The sequence below is a fragment of the Acinetobacter sp. Tr-809 genome, assembly GCF_011753255.1.
In the GTDB taxonomy this organism is placed as follows: domain Bacteria; phylum Pseudomonadota; class Gammaproteobacteria; order Pseudomonadales; family Moraxellaceae; genus Acinetobacter.
Genome location: NZ_VWVZ01000001.1, coordinates 282,616 through 294,995, shown reverse-complemented (window position 1 = coordinate 294,995; position 12,380 = coordinate 282,616). Strand labels below are relative to the sequence as shown.

22 protein-coding genes are annotated in these 12,380 nt (G+C 40.7%); all 22 read right to left on the bottom strand.

Annotated features, from left to right (window positions below):
- Positions 1-25 precede the first annotated feature (25 nt).
- The 22 genes from F3J02_RS01585 to F3J02_RS01480 all read right to left on the bottom strand — a co-directional run bounded on the left by F3J02_RS01585 (position 26) and on the right by F3J02_RS01480 (position 12,378).
- Complete coding sequence (locus tag F3J02_RS01585) at positions 26-490, bottom strand: phage tail tube protein (protein ID WP_167247041.1); 465 nt, start codon at positions 488-490, stop codon at positions 26-28.
- A gap of 66 nt (positions 491-556) precedes the next feature.
- The gene (gp17, locus tag F3J02_RS01580; RefSeq protein WP_167247039.1) at positions 557-919 is read right to left on the bottom strand and encodes a tail completion protein gp17; all 363 of its coding nucleotides are present in this window, start codon (positions 917-919) and stop codon (positions 557-559) included.
- The gene (locus F3J02_RS01575) at positions 916-1,389 is read right to left on the bottom strand and encodes an HK97-gp10 family putative phage morphogenesis protein (protein ID WP_167247038.1); all 474 of its coding nucleotides are present in this window, start codon (positions 1,387-1,389) and stop codon (positions 916-918) included. The genes gp17 and F3J02_RS01575 overlap by 4 nt, the downstream gene beginning before the upstream one ends.
- Positions 1,390-1,397: 8 nt before the next feature.
- Positions 1,398-1,745, bottom strand: coding sequence for a phage head closure protein (locus F3J02_RS01570; protein ID WP_167247037.1), 348 nt, complete (start codon positions 1,743-1,745; stop codon positions 1,398-1,400).
- A complete protein-coding gene (locus F3J02_RS01565) occupies positions 1,746-2,033 on the bottom strand; it encodes a head-tail connector protein (RefSeq protein ID WP_167247036.1) in 288 nt (95 codons plus the stop codon).
- The gene (locus tag F3J02_RS01560) at positions 2,030-2,200 is read right to left on the bottom strand and encodes a hypothetical protein (RefSeq protein WP_167247035.1); all 171 of its coding nucleotides are present in this window, start codon (positions 2,198-2,200) and stop codon (positions 2,030-2,032) included. The genes F3J02_RS01565 and F3J02_RS01560 overlap by 4 nt, the downstream gene beginning before the upstream one ends.
- A 41-nt stretch (positions 2,201-2,241) precedes the next feature.
- The gene (locus F3J02_RS01555) at positions 2,242-3,441 is read right to left on the bottom strand and encodes a phage major capsid protein (protein WP_167247034.1); all 1,200 of its coding nucleotides are present in this window, start codon (positions 3,439-3,441) and stop codon (positions 2,242-2,244) included.
- Positions 3,434-4,093, bottom strand: a complete 660-nt coding sequence (locus F3J02_RS01550) for an HK97 family phage prohead protease (protein WP_167247033.1) — start codon at positions 4,091-4,093, stop codon at positions 3,434-3,436. The genes F3J02_RS01555 and F3J02_RS01550 overlap by 8 nt, the downstream gene beginning before the upstream one ends.
- Entirely contained in the window at positions 4,090-5,322 is a 1,233-nt protein-coding gene (locus tag F3J02_RS01545; protein WP_167247032.1) for a phage portal protein, read from the bottom strand. The genes F3J02_RS01550 and F3J02_RS01545 overlap by 4 nt, the downstream gene beginning before the upstream one ends.
- The gene (locus F3J02_RS01540; RefSeq protein ID WP_167247031.1) at positions 5,319-7,010 is read right to left on the bottom strand and encodes a terminase large subunit; all 1,692 of its coding nucleotides are present in this window, start codon (positions 7,008-7,010) and stop codon (positions 5,319-5,321) included. The genes F3J02_RS01545 and F3J02_RS01540 overlap by 4 nt, the downstream gene beginning before the upstream one ends.
- 36 nt (positions 7,011-7,046) lie before the next feature.
- A complete protein-coding gene (locus F3J02_RS01535) occupies positions 7,047-7,853 on the bottom strand; it encodes a hypothetical protein (RefSeq protein WP_167247029.1) in 807 nt (268 codons plus the stop codon).
- A gap of 35 nt (positions 7,854-7,888) precedes the next feature.
- Entirely contained in the window at positions 7,889-8,344 is a 456-nt protein-coding gene (locus F3J02_RS01530; RefSeq protein ID WP_167247027.1) for a terminase small subunit, read from the bottom strand.
- A gap of 182 nt (positions 8,345-8,526) precedes the next feature.
- A complete protein-coding gene (locus F3J02_RS01525) occupies positions 8,527-8,805 on the bottom strand; it encodes an HNH endonuclease (RefSeq protein WP_167247025.1) in 279 nt (92 codons plus the stop codon).
- A gap of 3 nt (positions 8,806-8,808) precedes the next feature.
- Positions 8,809-9,015 carry a hypothetical protein gene (locus tag F3J02_RS01520; RefSeq protein ID WP_171525983.1) on the bottom strand — a complete coding sequence of 69 codons (207 nt, stop codon included), beginning with the start codon at positions 9,013-9,015 and terminating at the stop codon, positions 8,809-8,811.
- A 90-nt stretch (positions 9,016-9,105) separates the two neighbouring features.
- Positions 9,106-9,300, bottom strand: a complete 195-nt coding sequence (locus F3J02_RS01515; RefSeq protein ID WP_167247023.1) for a hypothetical protein — start codon at positions 9,298-9,300, stop codon at positions 9,106-9,108.
- A gap of 38 nt (positions 9,301-9,338) precedes the next feature.
- Positions 9,339-9,557, bottom strand: a complete 219-nt coding sequence (locus F3J02_RS01510) for a hypothetical protein (protein ID WP_167247021.1) — start codon at positions 9,555-9,557, stop codon at positions 9,339-9,341.
- A gap of 51 nt (positions 9,558-9,608) precedes the next feature.
- Entirely contained in the window at positions 9,609-10,043 is a 435-nt protein-coding gene (locus F3J02_RS01505; protein WP_167247840.1) for a hypothetical protein, read from the bottom strand.
- Between the two features lie 47 nt (positions 10,044-10,090).
- Positions 10,091-10,456, bottom strand: coding sequence for a hypothetical protein (locus tag F3J02_RS01500; protein ID WP_167247019.1), 366 nt, complete (start codon positions 10,454-10,456; stop codon positions 10,091-10,093).
- A 240-nt stretch (positions 10,457-10,696) separates the two neighbouring features.
- Positions 10,697-10,972, bottom strand: coding sequence for a DUF968 domain-containing protein (locus tag F3J02_RS01495; RefSeq protein ID WP_167247017.1), 276 nt, complete (start codon positions 10,970-10,972; stop codon positions 10,697-10,699).
- Positions 10,923-11,126 (bottom strand): hypothetical protein, encoded by a 204-nt coding sequence (locus F3J02_RS01490; RefSeq protein WP_167247015.1) that lies wholly within the window; start codon positions 11,124-11,126, stop codon positions 10,923-10,925. Before F3J02_RS01490 ends, F3J02_RS01495 begins: the two co-directional genes overlap by 50 nt.
- A 363-nt stretch (positions 11,127-11,489) precedes the next feature.
- The gene (locus tag F3J02_RS01485; protein ID WP_167247013.1) at positions 11,490-11,702 is read right to left on the bottom strand and encodes a hypothetical protein; all 213 of its coding nucleotides are present in this window, start codon (positions 11,700-11,702) and stop codon (positions 11,490-11,492) included.
- Positions 11,703-11,829: 127 nt separating this feature from the next.
- Entirely contained in the window at positions 11,830-12,378 is a 549-nt protein-coding gene (locus tag F3J02_RS01480; protein ID WP_167247011.1) for a hypothetical protein, read from the bottom strand.
- Positions 12,379-12,380: the final 2 nt, after the last annotated feature.

The window sequence follows — 12,380 nt, the reverse complement described above, 5'->3', positions numbered from 1 at the left end:
TAAAAGCCCCTTTCGGGGCTAGATGTTAGGTTTTAGGGGTGAAAACAACTGTTGAAGAGCGTTGCAATGTGACTGTATAGCCAACAAGTGCATCTGCTTCAAATGAAGGAACAGGAGTTGATAGTCCTCCTGTGAAAGTCCACCAAGAACGAGTTGTTGGAACTGTTACTGTGCCACCTGTTGCTGTGACTGGCGCTGTTCCATCAGAAGCACCCACATAAAACTGTAAGCCTTCTTTCTTTTCAGTTGCCCATTCAATGAGCTTGAGATGGCTTTCGTTTTCAGGGTCTAAATTGAATGTAAGACTTGATTCTGCTGGATCACTAAGACCATTCAGATAAGACTTACTTTGTGTTTCGTCTAAACAGGTGTTTTCAATTCGTGTAGTAGAGTCACTACCCAAGTCGATACCAGTTAAACAAACTAGTTGAGTTACTGTTGTGCCATCGAATGCATAGACATTCGTGCCTTGTACTTTGATTTCTGCCATTGCATTTCTCCAGGCATAAAAAAAGGGTCAAATTTCAAATCTGACCCTTACGGTTAAGTAATATTGTTATCGAACTAAGAACCAATTTGCATCAAAGCCACGGCTAAATAGTTTTGTGTCTGGCTCATAGTTGCTGATTCGGGGATTCAAGATATAGCTTTGGGTTTCCAATGCTCTACGGATTGCATCACGCCCTTCATAAGCACGTTTTTGATTGGTGTCGTACACAATCACCTGATACATGATGTGATCAGTCTTAGCGGGGCAATCAATGCTGTTTTCTGCTGTACTAGGAAGCTCTTGCCAAACTGCATAAGGAACTAGTGAATTCAAAGGAGCAATGTCTTCATAAATGCGAAGGTTGTCACCGAAGATAGCTTTCACCGTAGCATCAGCATTCAATGTTTTGTAAATCGGTAGATAAATCATAGGTTCGCCAATTCCTTATCTAGTTCGGCATCAAATACTTCTGCGAACTTGTTTGTGACTTGCTGAATATTTGTTGCCAAGGCTGGACGCATAAATGGAGTTGCGGGCATCTTTGAAGTTCCAAATTCTAAAAAGCGCCAGTAAGTCGTGTTGCCACCAGGTTTTGCAGCTAATGCTTGTCGATCCGAATTAGCATTCATAGCTGCACCACCATCAACGCCGACACGCATAATTACTGCATCTTTGTTCTTACTTTTGCCAGGCGATACTTTAATATTCTTCCAGATTTTCTCTCTAGTATCTGGATCATCAATGGCTTTTGCATTTAATCGAGCAGCATCTCTAACAATGTTCATTGCTTGGCGTGCTGCTTTGCGAGCAATACTTCTAGCTTTGCGAGGCTTGGCAAGTCTTTGAAGTCGATTCTTGACATCATCAAGACCTGTAATCTCAACTTCTATTCCTGCCATAAACACCTCTACTTTGGTTTTTCCAGCCCTTGCCCCAACAAGAAAGTGCAATAAATATTGCCTGTCTCGTTGTCATCAAGTGCTTGGCTTTGGATTGAGAATGTTCGACCCTTCCAGATGACTTGCATCTCTGTGGTGATGTCTTCTCGGTAGCGGATTTTCATTCTGGCAACGACTTGTGATTGATCAGCTTGAGCGGATATCAAATCTTTTGCTGACAATGGTGTGACTTTGGCCCAAAGCTTTTTGTATTCCTGCCATGAGCCTTCTATTTCATAACCATCGTCATCACGTCCGCCAGCAACATAGTGTTGGATGGTGACTCGGTGACATAGTTCAGGAGTTAAATCTGCCATTTAAACCCCCATGATTCTAAACTTCTGCAACAAGTCCCAATAAGCTTGTGGCTTGCCCTCTAAACTGCGGCTATAGCGGTATTGAACGTAAATTAGTCTTGCTGAATCCAGCCAATCATTATCTAAAATGTCTGTTTCATTTACTCGATCAGCCTCATCTACAATCACTTTACGATCTAAATCGTTTTGAATTACCTCTTCTGCATCCGCAATCCATTTCATAACCAACGAATCTTCATCATCTTCGTCAATGCGACAGTGTAGTTTTGCCTGATCTAAAGTAATCATTCTGATTTCACCTGTTTGGTTGTTTTAACTGGCTTCTTTTCTTCTTGTTGTTCAGTCAATACGCCTTTGTCTACAAGATGTTTAACTGTAATTGGATCAGCCTCTCGGGTATCACCTGTTTTATAGAATTGATCACCATAATGTTCGCGCTTTACATCATATTTCATGTCTTTCTCCAAAGAAGAAAGGGGCTTACGCCCCTATCCTATTAAGGTGTAACGACTGGCTTCAAATCACCATAAACGAATGCTTCTGGGCGATAAACCGCTAAAGCTAGACGTTCTTCGGCAAGGATAGTCACCAAGTTCTTAACAAAATCGTCTTCGTTCTCAGTAGCCACTTCTACGCGAGACAACCAACGGTCAAAGATTTGCGCACCCATTGAGAATGCTCCAGTCAAGAACTTGCCTGCTGTGATTGCCTGTGTTTCAACAACAGGAAGGCCCCATAAGGTTGGGTTTAAGGTACCTTGTGGGTTACCAATGATGTATTGGCCAGTTGTATCTTTCAGAGTTTCAATGCTCGCCCAGTCAATCGGGTTAAGTACATGACCGCTTGCAGGATATTCAGCAAGAATCGCTTGAAGCATTGCATAACGCAAAGTATCAATAATCGTTTCTTGAGAAGGTGTTACGCCGGTTGGACGGACATAAGCGGTCGCTTGAGGGATAATCCCCAAAAGGTTTTGACCTGTACCATCACCGTTAAGGATTTGCTGTTCTTCTTTGAACGCCAAGCCATAACGTAGGCGACCATCAATATACGACTGCAATTGTGAAGCATCATCAAGAATCTGACGAGAAGCCTTCATGTAGTGCGCAATAACTTTGGCAGTTGTACTTACCAGATCAAATTTCAAATCGGATTCTGGCTTTTTGGCAGTTTCCGCTACCATTCCAGCACTGTTTGTGAAGCCAGTTTCACGCACATATTCCAGCGCGTTTCCGTCCATACGACCTTGCATCAGCAAGTCGCGGATAGTTAGCTTGCGATCTGGCGGAGCAATGATACCTGGCAAGCGTGTAATCTGCACCAGATCACCCGCTGCACCAGCTGTATCTGTAGTTGCGGATGTAATTGTTGCTTTGATTTCGAGATTGGCTTTACCGCGCTGACCTGCAGAACCAGTTAAAGACTTGAATTGTTCTGATTCAACAAACTGACGGCCCAACGACTTCTGCTCAATAGGCTGGTCATTTGGGCGACGAGCCATTTTCTGCTCTAATTCATCCAAGCGTGCTTTTGTTTCATTAAGCTTTGTAATAGCTTCATCAGCAGCCTGTTTTGCACCTTCAGCGATCTTGTCACCATGTTCACGTTTGCCCTTGAACTCTTCGGCAATACCTTTGACTTCATCGACTTGCTTTTTAAACTCTTGAGTGAGTAGTTCTAAATTTTGATCAGTCATTGCTGACTCCTTTTAAAATATTTAAAGCATTTAAAATTGATTTTGATTCTTTGGTTTCTTCCTCTGACTCACTCAGAAGAGGCCGCAAACCTTTGCTAGCAATAACAACGGATTGCGATTTTGAAAATCCTGACTCTCTCAAGAATTTTTCAAATTCAGGTAATGTAGGTAGTTCGCCATCATCTAATTTTGATTTGACCGAGGTGATTAGGCTTCGCTCATTGGCAGGCTGAGTAACAATTGAGATTTCCCCAATATCAACTTCAATGAGTTCTCTTACCCCATTGCCTTGTTGATTGGCCTTCTTTGTTGAATAACCGATACTTAAGCCATCGATAGCACCCGCCTTTAAAAGTGCGTGAGTTGACTTAGCTCTCGGCACATCATCAATAAGCAATTTGCCTTCAACGAATAAGCCTTTTTCATCCTCATAGATGTTTGTATAAATACCGATTGGCTCACTGTCGTTGTGATTCCATAACACTGGTGGCATCTTATTTTTTGCTCGCCATTTGGCTAAAGAAGCAGTGAATGCACCTGGTAAAATCACATCGTTATACCAATCAATATTCCCAAAAACGGCACCATAGCCCGAAAAAAAACCGTCCTCTTGGACGGATTTAATTTCTAAGTTAAAACTTTTTCTATTCATTGAGGTTTCCCCTGATTTTCTCCAAGTGGCACCATTTGCATTTGTACTGTTAGTTTGTCTGCCGCTGGATCTGTTGATGCTGGCAAATCCTCTAGCTCTCGCGCTTCATTTCGTGTCATTAACCCGTTTTGAGTCATCTTCACGTAGAAATCACCACGTTTAGCCACATCTGAGCGAAGTAGACCATCTACAGAGAATTTAGGGCGGTATTTATACTTGTCTTGAGGTAAAAGTAGTTTTCTAGCAATAGTTTGCTCATAACGAACCAGTTGTGGGTTAAGGGCATACGTCAAAAACCCCTGATTTGTCTGCTCTAAACTGGATGCCCATGAGCTTGCCTTGTTAGTGTGGCCAATTAACTGCGGAGGAACACCAAAAGCGCGACAGATTTCCTCAATTCCAAAGTAACGTGATTCAAGAAGTTGAGCATCAACAGGATTAATACGGATGCTACTAGCTCCTGAAACCTTCATCCCAGCCTCAAGTACCATGTACTTACCCGAGTTTTCAGCCTTGCTAAACTCAGCCAGATTGGACCTCATGCGCTGTCTTTGGTCAGCAGTTAAAGTTTGCTCTCCTGTCTCAAGGAAACCACCTACTTTAAGGCCATTTTTAAACCAATCTTGTGCTTGGTTGTTAGCGTCGAACTGCATACCAATGGTTTGAGCAAAAAATTGAATCGCAGAAAGCCCTACAAGACCATCCAGAGTGAATCCTTTGAAGTGTAGAATCTTGTCTTCTGGATAAATCGTGGTTTTGCCGTTTTCAGTGTAATGAAACTCAATAGAACCCGATTTATTGCGCTTTACAATCATTTCACTTGGGAAAAGAGGCTCAAGTGCTATCACCTCACCATTTGAACGCTTAGTTATCAGGTTGTATGAGTTGCCCCAAAGGTCTAAACAAGCACTTTGAACCTGCCAAAACTCACTTGCGCACATGTCTGCATTGGGCGAATCATGCAGGATTCGGTAGAGATAATGCTCTGTTGCAACGCGCTTTTCACTATCGTAAAGCTGTAAAGGCAAAGTTGAGATAGTTTCAGCACGTAATTTTACACATGCCCAAACTGCTGAGAGCTTCAATGCTGTCTCAGGTGTTACAACTGCACCACCTGAAGAGATATAGCTATCAAAAGGATAAGAAGTATCACCTTTTTTTAATTGTGTTCTTCCAGTCAATCGTGACCAGAAACGAGTCCAAAAACCCGTGTCTTGTAAATCGCTCATGCTATCACGACATCCTCTAAATAATTATCAATGTCTAAATTCTTGGCTACTGGGTTAAGGCTCATTAAAGCCACAGCATTAAACGTGGCAATTAATGGGTCAATCTTCCCTATTCCAGATTCCTGCTTGGTTATTCGCATACCATTGCCGACCATGATCACTCGTGCATTACCTGCTGCCCAAGTCATCATCTGTTGCCCTGCATGGAAGAGGTTGCCTTCTGCTAATTTGCGCTCTGTCGTAAGGATGTAGCCCATTAACTTGTAGCCTTGAGGCACAGCAAACATTGAATCTTCTGGAATTCCAACTTCAAGCAAGCCATCTAAAAGGCCACCCAAGCCAAGTGGATCAAGTCCGATCTTATTGAGCTTGCCACTGTCATAAACCTTCTTGGCAATGGCTGCCAGTTGATCGATGTCTTCACCGACTCGATCGACAATTGTTAAGGCGCCTTCTTTCTCAAAGTCTTGGTACTTAGGGATGTTCTCTTTTCGACGTTCTAAAGCGATCTTGTTTGCCCAAGCATGATTCCAAAGCCACCAGATGCGAGGATCTTCTTTTAATCTCCCAAGTGCAGCGAACCCAAGCAAATCATCCAATCCTCCGCCATCAATTCCGAGCGTGATGACATCAGATAGTTCAATGAGTTGATCAAGTTCTATGCCTTTAGATTGAGAATTCCAATATTCTGCACCAGCCCAACGGTTAGCACGGAGGTTCATGCCAATTTCAATGTTTAAGTGCTTGGCTAAAAAGTCTCTAAGCGATTCCTCACCAGCATCTTTGACCTTTTTAAACTCTGAAATCAGATATTCAAGGTCTACTGATGCGCCTAAATTTGGGTTTGTGATGTAGAAATTTTCAGGTTTTAAGTGTTCACCTGATTCGACTAGATGTTTAGGGAACTCATAGATAAGTGGTAAAAATCCTTTATCTTCTTTAATCCCATCTCGCACATCACGGGCATAGTCTAAAAGCTGCTTGAATACACCACATGGCACTTCATCTGACATGGTAGACAGATAAATCACGCAACCTTCTGGACGAGAAGCCAAACCACCCTTTGCTTCACGGAACATCGATTCAGCATTAGCACGCTTACCAAAAAGCCATACCTCATCGATCAAAATGATAGAAGCTTTCTTACCTGCTGCTGCATTGGATTCTGCCGCAATAACCTTAAGCGTCGCTCCAGTACCTAAGTGAGTTACCGTCTTAGTGTGCTCAGACACATTGATCATTGCACTGAGTTCTTCATCAGCGCGGATAAAGTCACGTATCGGGTTGAAGCTGTTGTCTGCAACCTCTTTTGTTGGCGCTAAAATGATTAGCTCAGCAGAAAGACGGTCATTCAGCAACAAAGCCACAAGCATCACACCTGCTGCAATCGTAGACTTTGTATTCTTCTTGGAAATCAGAAGAAAGAACTCACGAATTAATCGACGCTTTGTGTTTGGATCGTATGCACCGAAAATTGCGCGAACAAATTCAATTACCCATAGATAAGTTACATCACCCATCTTTGGGCTACCCATTACATCCACAAGAATTAATTCATTAAAGATTCGTTCAGCCACATCCGCTACTTGAGGGAAAAGCGGTGGGCAAGGAAGTAATAATTTGTTCTGAACAATACGCTCCTCCCAGTCTGGGCAAGCGGTTGTCCATTCTGGAAGCATTGCAGTCATTTATTCTGTCCATTAAAAAACCGCCATCTGGCGGTTCTATTTACTTTTCAACGCGGCAAGGCGTTTTTTAAAATCTTCTTTATTCTGTTTATGTGCTGCTAGTTCACTAATTAAAAACTCCAAACAAGCTTGAATATTTTCAGCCTTGTCTAAACATTCACTATCTGATAATGAATGAACACCATCACTTAATAATCCATAAATTTGCCCTAAAGGGTTAAATCCATCTGGCTTCAAGTAATCTGGCAAAGCATTGTTTGCTATTTTAATTCGGTCTGACATTGGGCTTGTTGCTTTTAATTCATTTATACTCTTAGCAATATCTGAATCTTGAGCAACTACTTCTTGGATTTGTTCTAACAAACTTAAGATATTATTCTCAACAATACGTCGCATGTATGCATATGAAGCTACACCATACCCATTTGCCATACAGATTACAGCTTTATTATATTCCTCTTTATCCGATTTAAAGAATTTGCTAAGAGCTTTGCTTCTTTTAAGTTCTTTTTGTGGAAATTCTCCAATTTTGGTTATGTTAATAATACTTCCTTCAATTTTTTCCGCATACAACAAGAAAAATTTACTGTGTTTATTGCAAGATACGCAGGTGAAGTCTGCAAAATTCATTTCTTTGCTTTTATTATAAGAAAGGACAACAGCAACGTTAGAGCTATCAGTATTATGAAAAGGTCTTATGCATTCGCAGGTTGGACATTCATAATCTATTTCTTTCAAAAACAATTGAGTATCATCATACGAACTAATGGATTTTGAAATACTTGAGGTTGTATACAATGGTGCTTTTTCAAGTAAATCTTTTAGAATTGATTTCTCATTCATAATTATTTAAAAGCTATTAAAATTATATTTTACAACTAACTAGGTTTTAATTGCGAGCCTAATGTTCCGAATTTTCCACCACCATTTGCAGCATTTTTAGCAGCATCTTCTTTAGTTTCTTTCTTGCCCTTTTCTGCTACTTTGCCGTGGACGTATGGGAGTGCTGCTTGTGCAGCTCGTACCCGTAGAGCCATGTCTTCAACTGGATCAGAATAAACAGACTCTAAAAACTCTAAAGGGTCAGCTAAATTCTTGGCAGCCTGAATAGTTGTACTAGTTGTTAACGGTTTAACATCGTGTTTAACAACTTGTTCAGGGGTAGCTTTCTCAAGTCGCTCAAGATAAGCAATCACGTCTGGATCTTTTGCTAAACGCGCACCTGCCGCAGATGCAGTCTTTTCAGGGCATCCAGCCAAAATAGCAGCTTCCTTATTGTCTTTACCGTTTCGTTTTGCGAGGGCGAATGCCTTCTTTTTTTCTGTTAAAGCCATATACCTTCCTTTAACATATTTTTGAAATGAGATTTTTTCTTATAAATGAGTTGGTGGGCGGTGTCCGTAGAAATTTATAAAAAAATTTTTACCATCCCCCCTTATGGCATTATTGCAATTGATAATTTTTATCATTTGCATTATTGTGCGCCAGAATGACGCGTTTTCTCTGAAATCTAAACTTATGCCCTGCTTTCCCGTTGTGTCTTATCTTTATGACAAGGCACACACAAGCTCTGTAGGTTTGATTCATCATCATTGCCGCCTTGTGCAATATTAACGATGTGATCTAACTCAAGCTCCATAGTGACAACACTACAGCTCTGACATGTGTACTTATCTCTTAGGTGTATCTTTGCTTTGAGTCTGCGCCATGGACGACCACCACGACCTGAACCCCAACTATTCTGTCTTGGCGTTCTCTGTGCCTGTAGTCTCGGCTTGAGTGTTTGTAGTTTCATTATCTAATCCAACGTTCTCGACCTTGGTTGTTCTAACTCTTGTTCCATGAGTTGCAACAGGAGTTCGTTGTTCTGTTCCAGTGCTGCCAAAATTATCTGATCCTTGTTCGCTATCTGCTGAATCAGTGTTGTGTTCTGTTCCACTATCTTTGTCAGCAATTCCTCTAATGCGGTTGATTGCTTCAGCTGTTCTTTCTTTTGCTCGTTCATATTGAACTCTCATCCATTCACGACGTTCTTCACATGATTTACAGACCATGAATTTCTCCCATTAAAAAACCCTCCGAAGAGGGCCTTGACCTATGCTTTTATGTTTCGCAATTCTCGCAAAAAACTTCCGTAATCATCTTCCCCTTCAAAACGCACCTCTTCATTTGTTCCATCAATAAAGTGTAATGTTACTTTTGTGCAATCCGAGCTTGTGTGGAAAAATTTAATAGCATTTACATTGTAGTGGGTTCTACCAACTTGAATAAACATAGCATTGTCTTTCATTTTAATTTCTCATTGTAAGTTTCTATAATTTTATTAAATCAATCATTGCCTTGAGTAAATTCTCTAGTCCAAGTTAGAGTTTCCATTACTTCAATATGTGAAAGTTCACTCTCTCTAATTTCATAATACTTTTCTTCAAGCTCGCTCAAAAAGTCTTCTTTAAAACCAGGATTGTGTTTATCTAATGCTTTTGCAAAACTGGCTGAAATAGCAGCAATGATTAAATGGGTTTGATTTACTGGGTTGGGTTTTGTCATAACTTACTCTTTTAGGTTAAAAAATTAGTTATGGATGCTTTTGTTTATATTTCAACCCAATGCATACATCAAATCATCAGGCGTTTCTAAGTAACAGCCTTGCTTCAAGCAAAATGCATGTATGTCGTTTAAGTATTCTGTGAATTGAGCAATCGATGCATCTTTAGTGCTAATCAGTTCATTCAACCCATCAGCGACTTGCTGATACATTGAGTGCTGCTCTTCTTTGAGTTTTCTAACTGCGGCAAATGTATTCCGATATTGACCAACATCATCACGATCATAGATTCGTGCAAGGAATTTCTTCTTAAATAGTAAGTGCTCATAATCTTTATCTGTGCCTTGATGCTTTGACCATTGCGCCATCCATAACCAGTACAAACGGTTTTGAGCCTTTGATCGATCTTTCTCTTGTGGCGATATCGTCACAACCAAAGGCTTATTCTCAAAATTAGCCTGTGTGTAATTGGTGTGCAGGTATGACATTGTTTTGGTGATGTCTGAATGATCTTTGATTGTGAAAGTTGCTGGATTCACTTCTCACTCTCCTCAAACATCTCAAACAAGTCTTGGGCTATTGCTTGTATAGAATATGCCTCAAACTCAACGCTAGGGCTTTCTTCACCCATGAGCTGGGTAATCTCTTGCCATATATGAACTGCCTCATGCAGTAATAGGCCATGAATCTGTATCAAATCCCACTTGCTACAATCGCCTATTTGAACAACCGCATATCCATCCTGAAAATTAACCCGTGCATCTGCTCCACTTTCAAGAAATTCATAAGGGGCTTTCACGCTGTCAAATAGAATATCTAACTGATCTTGGCTTCTTACAAGGGTATATTTGATGTGTTGAAAAGGTGAGCGATACCATTCTGGTATATAGTTATTTTTCATTCTCACCTCAATAAAAAAACCACTCAATCGAGTGGTTTGATGTTATCTATAAGCTTTGTGGTTTCCCATCGCATGGGATAGCGCCAATCAACATATACTATCCAATTATCACTACAATCCTTTTTGTAATAACGAGCATTGCCACCCTTATTTATTCTGTAGTGTGTAGCATTTTGTGGTGCGTCAGCCTTTATCTGATCAAGTGTCATTTAACTGCCCTCTTGTTATAAAGCAATTATATCAAAAAACATCCTGCTCTTTAAGATCAAGCATGCGGTTTATCCTTTCCAACCACTGCTCAAACAAAGCTTTAGATTCTTGTCTTGTGCCTAGCTGAAATGTGTCAAATTTACTGTGGCATGAGTGGCAAAGCGGCACTGTAAACTCATCACTGGCTTTAATGCCTCTACCCTTACCATGCTTCGAACTGTTTGAATGTGCAGCCTGTGAAGGACTAGAGCCACACCTAACGCAAGGCAACTGCCTTATTTCGTTTAGCCTCTTTTGCGAACGCATCTTCTAGCACCTTGATTCGATCATTGAGGGTTTTAATCTCACGCTGACAATCATTCTTGAAAGTGTGGCTGCTAAACAAGTGATTGTAATTCTGCAACAGATTCACATTTTTCTTGTAGATTTCAAGATTCTTCTTCGCTTCGATTGTGTCCATGTTTACCCCAATCCGTAACCTTCACTTCCTAAACCATACCCATCCATTTTGATGCTCCAATAAAAAAGCCCCACCGAAGCAGGGCATAAAGAGGAAACTGGATTGCCACAGTGGTCTCAGTACTGTGGCCTACTGCTACTTAACACTACTCACTTCTCAAAGTTAGCTATTGATTGGCTTTTGTGTCTTTCGTTCGCTTTAGGGCGGGGTGTCACCCACAACTTAGGGCTCTGAGGCTAACTCAATCTGTGACGAAATCAGATTGGATTCAAACCGTTTTCGTAGGTTTCCGCATCTCACGTGCTGTCTTTTTACAGACAACAAAAAAGCCCACCTTTCGATGAGCTTTTAATTAATTCATAATCACAATGGCATAAGTTTGCCATTTTCAATTTTTCGAAATGAAATTCCTGAAGTTGTAAAGTAACTTTGAGCATCTTCAATTGTATTAAATCTAAGAGCACTGTTTGAATCAGTAGATAGTTTAACTACATTATTTTCATCAACCTTGGTGGCATACTGAGTTATTTGACCATGCTCATCAGTTCCTGCCAAAATTCCAATTATATTTCCCATATCATTTCTTATTTTCAAAAAGCTTATTAAAAAAAACTCACAGAAATGTGAGCTTCAATGGATTGGTCTCGGTATGAACCGTAATACGACCAGTATGGGAAAACAATATCTTAAATCCTGATAGCTGTCAATTGATTGTCTTGTTTAGTTTTCGGCGGTATTCACCAACATAAAAATCGATCTCATCTTCCATATCTTTAAGCATGATATTCACCATAGCTCCAAGATAAGCATAGTTCTTGCTGTAGGTGTCTGCCTTGATCTCATCAATACCACAGAACTTTAATTGGCCCTGCAAAGTACGGTCTTCTTTGATCTCTGGACGCAATGAGAAATACACTTGCATCCGGGCAATCTTCTTGCAAAACAGCTTTAAATCGAAGTGGTGACGTTGACGCTCTGTTATTTCTGCGTCATATAAAATCTGGCCAATATGCTCAACCAGAATCTTGAATGCTTGAGTAGTATCACGGGAATCACCCCAAACCAGCATTTCACAATATGCCTTGGTTGCTTGATCTTCAATTGATGCAATGGCACCGCAACGCTCTTCCCACGTTGGCGCCTTCTCACCAGTCAACATTGTTGAAGCTTCATAGTTTGCTGTTTTAGCTCTCATCTGCTGCCCAACCCATTCAAGATTAGATAATTTTTCTGTTACTACTGCCGCATTCATAC

Bases quoted from the DNA above. Each gene is read 5' to 3' on its own strand.
- F3J02_RS01585 (WP_167247041.1), bottom strand. From the start codon at position 490: ATGGCAGAAATCAAAGTACAAGGCACGAATGTCTATGCATTCGATGGC.
- gp17 (WP_167247039.1), bottom strand. From the start codon at position 919: ATGATTTATCTACCGATTTACAAAACATTGAATGCTGATGCTACGGTG.
- F3J02_RS01575 (WP_167247038.1), bottom strand. From the start codon at position 1,389: ATGGCAGGAATAGAAGTTGAGATTACAGGTCTTGATGATGTCAAGAAT.
- F3J02_RS01570 (WP_167247037.1), bottom strand. From the start codon at position 1,745: ATGGCAGATTTAACTCCTGAACTATGTCACCGAGTCACCATCCAACAC.
- F3J02_RS01565 (WP_167247036.1), bottom strand. From the start codon at position 2,033: ATGATTACTTTAGATCAGGCAAAACTACACTGTCGCATTGACGAAGAT.
- F3J02_RS01560 (WP_167247035.1), bottom strand. From the start codon at position 2,200: ATGAAATATGATGTAAAGCGCGAACATTATGGTGATCAATTCTATAAA.
- F3J02_RS01555 (WP_167247034.1), bottom strand. From the start codon at position 3,441: ATGACTGATCAAAATTTAGAACTACTCACTCAAGAGTTTAAAAAGCAA.
- F3J02_RS01550 (WP_167247033.1), bottom strand. From the start codon at position 4,093: ATGAATAGAAAAAGTTTTAACTTAGAAATTAAATCCGTCCAAGAGGAC.
- F3J02_RS01545 (WP_167247032.1), bottom strand. From the start codon at position 5,322: ATGAGCGATTTACAAGACACGGGTTTTTGGACTCGTTTCTGGTCACGA.
- F3J02_RS01540 (WP_167247031.1), bottom strand. From the start codon at position 7,010: ATGACTGCAATGCTTCCAGAATGGACAACCGCTTGCCCAGACTGGGAG.
- F3J02_RS01535 (WP_167247029.1), bottom strand. From the start codon at position 7,853: ATGAATGAGAAATCAATTCTAAAAGATTTACTTGAAAAAGCACCATTG.
- F3J02_RS01530 (WP_167247027.1), bottom strand. From the start codon at position 8,344: ATGGCTTTAACAGAAAAAAAGAAGGCATTCGCCCTCGCAAAACGAAAC.
- F3J02_RS01525 (WP_167247025.1), bottom strand. From the start codon at position 8,805: ATGAAACTACAAACACTCAAGCCGAGACTACAGGCACAGAGAACGCCA.
- F3J02_RS01520 (WP_171525983.1), bottom strand. From the start codon at position 9,015: ATGAACGAGCAAAAGAAAGAACAGCTGAAGCAATCAACCGCATTAGAG.
- F3J02_RS01515 (WP_167247023.1), bottom strand. From the start codon at position 9,300: ATGAAAGACAATGCTATGTTTATTCAAGTTGGTAGAACCCACTACAAT.
- F3J02_RS01510 (WP_167247021.1), bottom strand. From the start codon at position 9,557: ATGACAAAACCCAACCCAGTAAATCAAACCCATTTAATCATTGCTGCT.
- F3J02_RS01505 (WP_167247840.1), bottom strand. From the start codon at position 10,043: ATGTCATACCTGCACACCAATTACACACAGGCTAATTTTGAGAATAAG.
- F3J02_RS01500 (WP_167247019.1), bottom strand. From the start codon at position 10,456: ATGAAAAATAACTATATACCAGAATGGTATCGCTCACCTTTTCAACAC.
- F3J02_RS01495 (WP_167247017.1), bottom strand. From the start codon at position 10,972: ATGCGTTCGCAAAAGAGGCTAAACGAAATAAGGCAGTTGCCTTGCGTT.
- F3J02_RS01490 (WP_167247015.1), bottom strand. From the start codon at position 11,126: ATGGACACAATCGAAGCGAAGAAGAATCTTGAAATCTACAAGAAAAAT.
- F3J02_RS01485 (WP_167247013.1), bottom strand. From the start codon at position 11,702: ATGGGAAATATAATTGGAATTTTGGCAGGAACTGATGAGCATGGTCAA.
- F3J02_RS01480 (WP_167247011.1), bottom strand. From the start codon at position 12,378: ATGAATGCGGCAGTAGTAACAGAAAAATTATCTAATCTTGAATGGGTT.